A 6,119-nucleotide genomic window follows, 5' to 3' on the forward strand; every position below is an offset into this window, starting at 1 on the left:
GTAAGGAGAACCCCGTGACCGAGCGCGTCGTACTCGCCTATTCCGGCGGCCTTGACACCTCCGTCGCCATCGGCTGGATCGCCGAGGAGACGGGCGCCGAGGTCATCGCCGTCGCCGTGGATGTCGGCCAGGGCGGCGAGGACCTGGACGTCATCCGCAAGCGCGCGCTCGCCTGCGGTGCGGTCGAGGCCGAGGTCGCGGATGCCAAGGACGAGTTCGCCGAGGAGTACTGCCTCCCGGCGATCAAGGCCAATGCGCTGTACATGGACAAGTACCCGCTGGTCTCCGCCCTGTCGCGGCCCACGATCGTCAAGCACCTGGTGGCCGCCGCCGAGAAGCACGGCGCGAGCGTCGTCGCCCACGGCTGCACCGGCAAGGGCAACGACCAGGTGCGGTTCGAGGCCGGTATCTCCTCGCTCGCCCCGCAGCTGAAGTGCATCGCCCCGGTCCGGGACTACGCGATGACGCGGGACAAGGCCATCGCCTTCTGCGAGGCCAAGGGCCTGCCGATCGCGACGACCAAGAAGTCGCCGTACTCCATCGACCAGAACGTCTTCGGCCGGGCCGTCGAGACCGGCTTCCTCGAGGACATCTGGAACGCCCCGATCGAGGACGTCTACGACTACACGGCGAACCCGGCCACCCCCCGGGAGGCCGACGAGGTCGTCATCACCTTCGCGCAGGGCGTCCCGGTCGCGATCGACGGCAAGCCCGTCACCGTGCTCCAGGCCATCCAGCAGCTCAACGAGCGGGCCGGCGCCCAGGGCGTGGGCCGGCTGGACATGGTCGAGGACCGGCTGGTCGGCATCAAGTCCCGCGAGATCTACGAGGCGCCGGGCGCCATCGCGCTGATCACCGCGCACCAGGAGCTGGAGGCCGTCACCGTCGAGCGGGAGCTCGCCCGGTTCAAGCGGCAGGTCGAGCAGCGGTGGACCGAGCTCGTCTACGACGGCCTGTGGTTCTCCCCGCTCAAGCGGGCCCTGGACGGCTTCATCGCCGAGGCCAACGAGCACGTCTCCGGCGACATCCGGATGACGCTGCACGGCGGCCGGGCCGTGGTCACGGGCCGGAAGTCCGAGCAGTCGCTCTACGACTTCAACCTCGCCACCTACGACACCGGCGACACCTTCGACCAGTCGATGTCGAAGGGCTTCATCGAGATCTTCGGACTCTCCTCGAAGATCGCCGCGAAGCGTGACCTGGCCCTGTAGGCCGCGGTTGCACTGACGACCGACGACCATCCCCCGCCCGGGCGCCGGGCGGGGGCATCCGCCCGGCGACGGACCCCGCGTGCCGCGGCAGACGAGGAGCAACCGACGATGACCACCGGAACGCAGGACCAGGACCCCGCCGGAGGCGTGCGGCTCTGGGGCGGGCGGTTCGCCGACGGGCCGGCCGAGGCCCTCGCCAAGCTCTCCGCCTCCGTCCACTTCGACTGGCGGCTCGCCCCGTACGACATCGCCGGCTCCCGCGCCCACGCCCGCGTCCTGCACAAGGCCGGGCTGCTCAGCGCCGACGAGCTCCAGCGGATGACCGAGGGGCTCGGGCGGCTGGAGGCGGACGTCGCCGCGGGGACGTTCATCGGCACCGTCGCCGACGAGGACGTGCACACCGCCCTGGAGCGCGGCCTGCTGGAGCGGCTCGGTCCGGAGCTCGGCGGCAAGCTGCGCGCCGGGCGGTCCCGGAACGACCAGGTGGCCACGCTCTTCCGGATGTACCTGCGCGACCACGCGCGGATCATCGGCGGCCTGATCGCCGACCTCCAGGAGGCGCTGGTCGGCCTGGCGGAGACCCATCCCGACGTCGCCATGCCCGGCCGGACACACCTGCAGCACGCCCAGCCCGTGCTCTTCGCGCACCACGTCCTCGCCCACGTGCACGCCCTCGGGCGGGACGCGGAGCGGCTGCGGCAGTGGGACGAGCGCACGGCGGTCTCCCCGTACGGCTCGGGGGCGCTGGCCGGTTCCTCCCTCGGGCTGGACCCGGAGGCGGTCGCCGCCGACCTCGGCTTCGAGCGCGGCAGCTCCGGCAACTCCATCGACGGCACGGCCTCGCGGGACTTCGCCGCCGAGTTCGCCTTCATCACGGCGATGATCGGCATCGACCTGTCCCGGCTCGCGGAGGAGGTGATCATCTGGAACACGAAGGAGTTCTCCTTCGTGACGCTCCACGACGCCTTCTCCACCGGCTCCTCGATCATGCCGCAGAAGAAGAACCCGGACATCGCCGAGCTGGCGCGCGGCAAGTCCGGCCGGCTGATCGGCAATCTGGCCGGGCTGCTGGCCACCCTCAAGGCCCTCCCGCTCGCGTACAACCGCGACCTGCAGGAGGACAAGGAGCCGGTCTTCGACTCCTGCGACCAGCTGGAGGTCCTGCTCCCGGCCTTCACCGGGATGATGGCGACCCTCACGGTCAACCGGGCGCGCATGGAGGAGCTGGCCCCGGCCGGTTTCTCGCTGGCCACCGACATCGCGGAGTGGCTGGTCAGGCAGGGCGTGCCGTTCCGGGTGGCGCACGAGGTCGCAGGGGCCTGCGTCAAGGAGTGCGAGGCACAGGGCATCGAGCTGGACGACCTCACGGACCAGCAGTTCGCCGCCATCTCGCCGCACCTGACGCCCGAGGTCCGCTCGGTCCTGACGGTGCCGGGCGCCCTCGCCTCCCGCAACGGCCGCGGCGGCACGGCTCCCTCGGCCGTGGTGGCCCAGCTGCAGGAGGTCAAGGCGGACCTGACCGTGCAGCGGGAGTGGGCGGACGCCAAACGCGCGTAATGCTGGTACATCGATGAGACAACGACAACCCGAATGAGACATCCACGTCTCATTCGGGTTATCGTCGTCTCATGAGCGTGGATCGAGACCAGGTACTGAGAGCAGCCGCCGGCCTGCTCACCCGCAAGCCGACCGCTTCCATGGACGAGATCGCCAAGGCCGCCGGCATCGGCAGGGCCACCCTGCACCGGCACTTCTCCGGCCGGGACGCCCTCGTCCGCGCGCTGGAGAACCACGGCATCGAGCGGCTCGGCCGCGCCCTGGACGAGGCCCGGCTGGACGAGGGCGACGCGGCGGACGCGGTGCGCCGGATGATCGCGTGCACCGAGTCCGTCGCCGGGATCCTCGCCTTCCTCTACGGCGAGAACCAGCTCTACGAGGGCGGCCTGAACGAGGGCTGGAACCGCCTCGACGCCCGTATCACCGGGCTCTTCCGGCGCGGCCAGGAAGAGGGCGTCTTCCGCCTCGACCTCTCCCCGGCCTGGCTCACCGAGGCCCTCTACGGCCTCGTGACCTCCGGCGCCTGGGCCGTCCAGGACGGCAGGGTGGCCGCGCGGGACATCAGCCACATGGTCTCCGAGCTGCTGCTCGGCGGCGCCCTGCGACGGAGGATGGAACCGTGAGCCATGAGACCGTCTCCCCGCCGTCCGGTGCGCCGGACGCGGCGGACGCCCCGCGCCCGGGTCGCTGGCTCGCGCTGGCCGTGCTCGTCCTGGCCGTCCTGCTCGTCGCCGTCGACGCGACCGTGCTCGGCCTGGCGACGCCCTTCCTCAGCGAGGACCTCAAGCCCTCCGGCACCCAGCTGCTGTGGATCGGCGACGTCTACTCCTTCGTCATCGCCGGTCTGCTGGTCTCCATGGGCAGCCTCGGCGACCGCATCGGCCGCAAGCGGCTGCTGCTCGTCGGTGCTGTGGCCTTCGGTGCCGTCTCGGTGCTCAACGCCTATGCGACCAGCCCCGAGATGATGATCGTGGCCCGCGCCCTGCTGGGTGTGGCGGGCGCGACGCTGATGCCGTCCACCATGGCGCTCATCCGCAACCTCTTCCACGACCCCAAGGAACGCAGCCTGGCCATCGGCATCTGGGGTGCGATGGCCTCGGCGGGTGCGGCCGTGGGGCCGGTCGTCGGCGGCTTCCTGCTGGAGAACTTCTGGTGGGGTTCGGTCTTCCTGATCAACCTGCCGGTGATGGCGGTGCTCGTGCTGGTCGGCTTCAAGCTGCTGCCCGAGTCGCGCGACCCCTCGCCCGGCCCCTGGGACCTGCTCAGCGTGGTCCTGTCGATGGTCGGCATCATCGCGGTGGTCTATGCGATCAAGGAGGGCGCGACGATCGGCTTCGGCCTGCCCGTCGCGGTGGCGGCCGTCGTCGGCGTGGCCACGCTGGTGTGGTTCGTACGGCGCCAGCTGAAGCTGCCCGCGCCGCTGCTGGACATGCGGCTCTTCCACCACCGCGGCTTCTCCGGCGCGGTGCTGGCCGACCTGCTGACGATCCTGGGCCTGTCCGGGCTGGTCTTCTTCCTCTCCCAGTTCCTCCAACTGGTGCAGGACCGCAGCCCGTTGGAGGCGGGGCTCGCGGAACTGCCCGCGGCCGTGGGTGCGGTGACGGCCGGCCTGCTGGCCGGGCAGGCCGCCCGGCGCTTCTCGGTGCGGACGGTCGTCTCGGGCGGGCTCGGTGCGATCGGCATCGCGCTGGCGGTGCTCTCCTGGCTCCAGACGACCACCCCCTATCCGCTGCTGGGCGCCGTCCTGCTGGTCGTGGGCGTGGGTGCGGGCTTCTCGTTCACCGTCACCGCCGACGTGATCCTCTCCAGCGTGCCCAAGGAACAGGCGGGCTCGGCCGCGGCCGTCTCGGAGACGGCGTACGAGCTCGGTGCGGCGCTCGGCATCGCGCTCCTCGGCTCGATCGTCACCGGCGTCTACCGCGGCTTCGCGATCCCCGTGGGCGTCCCCGCGGACGCCGCCTCCGGGGCGCACGAGTCGCTCGGCGGCGCGGTCGAGGCCGCGGCGCAGCTGCCCGCGGACACGGGGGCGGCCCTGCTCTCCTCGGCGCAGGACGCCTTCGTCGAGGGGCTGCGGATCGCCTCGGGTGTGGGTGCGTTCGTGCTGACCGGGACCGCCGTCGCGGCCTGGTTCCTGCTGCGCGGCCAGCGGCTCGCGGAGGGTGCGGGCGGCTGAGCCGACGTGCTCGGATGAGCCATCCCAGCATCATCTGGCCCGGGGCTTCAAGTCCCGGGCCGTGTGATGTTTACCGGTCGGTAACTCCCTTGACGTGGTCCTGACGCGCCCGGGAATATCTCGTCCACCGGTCGACATTGTCGAACGCGGTTCGGACGAGGGCGTCCGCCCCGGACGCCCCTGTGTCAAAGGAATCCCCCCATGCGTCACACGCGCCTGCGCACCACAGCACGGTTCCTGATCGCCGCCGCGGCCGCCGCCGCGCTGAGTCTCACGGGCCTCGCCGCGTCACCGGCCTCCGCCTCGCCGTTCGACATCCCGCCGAAGGGCGCCAACGACTGGTCCTGCAAGCCGGATTCGGCCCACCCGCAGCCGGTCGTGCTGGTCAACGGCACGTTCAAGCTCATGGCCGAGAACTGGCAGGCCCTCTCGCCCAAGCTCAAGGAGGCGGGCTACTGCGTCTTCGCCTTCAACTACGGGCACATGGAGACCGACCCGATACCCCAGGCGGCCGCCGAACTGCGGGACTTCGTCGAGGCCGTGCGCGGCGCGACGGGCGCCGCGAAGGTCGACATCGTCGGCCACAGCCAGGGCGGCATGATGCCGCGCTACTACGTGAAGTTCCTCGGCGGCGCGGACAAGGTGAACGACCTGGTCGGCATCGTCCCGTCCAACCACGGGACCAAGAACCCGCTGGCGATTCCCACCGGTTACACCTTCTGCCCGTCCTGCCTGGACCAGCGCTGGGGCTCGGACCTGATGAAGAAGCTCAACGCGGGCGACGAGACCCCGGCCGGGCCGGACTACACGGTCATCACCACCCGCCACGACGAGGTCGTCATCCCCTACACCAGCGCCCTGCTGACGGGCCCGTCCGAGCACCTGACGAACGTCGTGCTCCAGGACAAGTGCCCGCTGGACCCGTTCATGCACGACCAGGCCACCAAGGACCCGGTCGTGGCCCAGTGGGTGCTCAACGCGCTCGGCCGCAAGGGCCCGGCGGACCCGGACTTCCAGCCGCACTGCTTCGGCTAGCACTGTTTCGGACGGCACTGCTCCGGACAGCACGAAGCGCCGCCGCGGCTGACCTCCTGCCCCGGCTCGCGCCGCTCGGCCCCGCTGCTGTCGACGGAGCCGCGGCTCTTCGACCCGGAGGAGCCGCCGATGGCGGGGCAGCA

The 6,119-nt window shown here is 71.2% G+C and carries 5 protein-coding genes; all 5 read left to right on the forward strand.

Annotated features, from left to right (window positions below):
- Nucleotides 1-14 precede the first annotated feature (14 nt).
- Nucleotides 15-1,211 carry an argininosuccinate synthase gene (locus tag ACWD4B_RS14515; RefSeq protein WP_451421038.1) on the forward strand — a complete coding sequence of 399 codons (1,197 nt, stop codon included), beginning with the start codon at nt 15-17 and terminating at the stop codon, nt 1,209-1,211.
- 108 nt (nt 1,212-1,319) lie between these two features.
- Nucleotides 1,320-2,768, forward strand: a complete 1,449-nt coding sequence (gene argH, locus ACWD4B_RS14520; RefSeq protein WP_451421039.1) for an argininosuccinate lyase — start codon at nt 1,320-1,322, stop codon at nt 2,766-2,768.
- Between the two features lie 71 nt (nt 2,769-2,839).
- Complete coding sequence (locus ACWD4B_RS14525) at nt 2,840-3,391, forward strand: TetR/AcrR family transcriptional regulator (RefSeq protein ID WP_451421040.1); 552 nt, start codon at nt 2,840-2,842, stop codon at nt 3,389-3,391.
- Nucleotides 3,388-4,941 carry an MFS transporter gene (locus tag ACWD4B_RS14530; protein WP_451421041.1) on the forward strand — a complete coding sequence of 518 codons (1,554 nt, stop codon included), beginning with the start codon at nt 3,388-3,390 and terminating at the stop codon, nt 4,939-4,941. Before ACWD4B_RS14525 ends, ACWD4B_RS14530 begins: the two co-directional genes overlap by 4 nt.
- Before the next feature lie 201 nt (nt 4,942-5,142).
- Nucleotides 5,143-5,976, forward strand: a complete 834-nt coding sequence (locus tag ACWD4B_RS14535) for an alpha/beta fold hydrolase (RefSeq protein WP_451421042.1) — start codon at nt 5,143-5,145, stop codon at nt 5,974-5,976.
- Nucleotides 5,977-6,119 lie beyond the last annotated feature (143 nt).

The sequence above is a fragment of the Streptomyces sp. NPDC002536 genome (assembly GCF_053594995.1).

Coding starts and splice junctions, on each gene's coding strand:
- ACWD4B_RS14535 (WP_451421042.1), top strand. CDS start 5,143: ATGCGTCACACGCGCCTGCGCACCACAGCACGGTTCCTGATCGCCGCC.
- ACWD4B_RS14525 (WP_451421040.1), top strand. CDS start 2,840: ATGAGCGTGGATCGAGACCAGGTACTGAGAGCAGCCGCCGGCCTGCTC.
- argH (WP_451421039.1), top strand. CDS start 1,320: ATGACCACCGGAACGCAGGACCAGGACCCCGCCGGAGGCGTGCGGCTC.